Source organism: Enterobacter sp. PGRG2, assembly GCF_030291195.1.
In the GTDB taxonomy this organism is placed as follows: domain Bacteria; phylum Pseudomonadota; class Gammaproteobacteria; order Enterobacterales; family Enterobacteriaceae; genus Enterobacter_D.
Genome location: NZ_CP127837.1, coordinates 3,683,753 through 3,684,373 on the forward strand (window position 1 = coordinate 3,683,753; position 621 = coordinate 3,684,373).

2 protein-coding genes are annotated in these 621 nt (G+C 53.5%); both read left to right on the forward strand.

What is annotated here, in order from left to right:
* On the forward strand, positions 1–372 hold a 372-nt coding region (locus tag QRD42_RS16390), incomplete at its 5' end, for a hypothetical protein (protein ID WP_321987631.1).
* A 2-nt stretch (positions 373–374) separates the two neighbouring features.
* Positions 375–605, forward strand: a complete 231-nt coding sequence (locus QRD42_RS16395) for a hypothetical protein (RefSeq protein WP_072568845.1) — start codon at positions 375–377, stop codon at positions 603–605.
* Positions 606–621 lie beyond the last annotated feature (16 nt).

Below are 621 nucleotides of genomic sequence, written 5' to 3' on the forward strand. Positions count from 1 at the left end.
AACGTGCTGGCGCTGACAGAGGCGCTGGAAGCCGCACAATCTCGCATAGCTGAGTTTAAGGCACGTGCGGAAGCCGCAGAGAAGCGCTACGAAAACCGCACGCCGACAGAGTGGGCTTACGGCCAGGCATGCGCGGCCATTGAGAATCATCGTGCTCGCGCTGATGCAGCGGAAGCCAGAATCTCCGAGCTTGAGGCCAGAACGCTCACCGTGAAGCTGCCACGCCGTCGCACATATGAAGACTATGCGGATGCCAGGTTCAGCAATGCGGATTTAGCGGCAATCCACAACGTCACGGTTTCTTCGATGATCCGAATATTTGAAGAAAATTGCGCCGCCGCGGGCATCAGCCTGAAGATAGAGGGGGAGTGAGTATGTCCAGTGTTATCAAAATGGAGTGCGTGTACTCCGAAAAGACCGAGTGGTTTACTCCTGGAGAAATTTACGACTCTGAAAAGCGCGGCCCGGATACCTGCTTATGCGGTGATAATCTTGTTTCTGACCTTAATCCTGAAGACTGGTACGAAATGAGCTTACGCGCTGACGGATTATGGTTCCTGACCGGATTTCAGCAGTCAACGCTGTTTCGTGCAATTGAGGACTAACCCATGACACTGAGCA

Excerpts from the sequence above, each read along its gene's own strand:
- QRD42_RS16395 (WP_072568845.1), top strand. The coding sequence starts at position 375 with ATGTCCAGTGTTATCAAAATGGAGTGCGTGTACTCCGAAAAGACCGAG.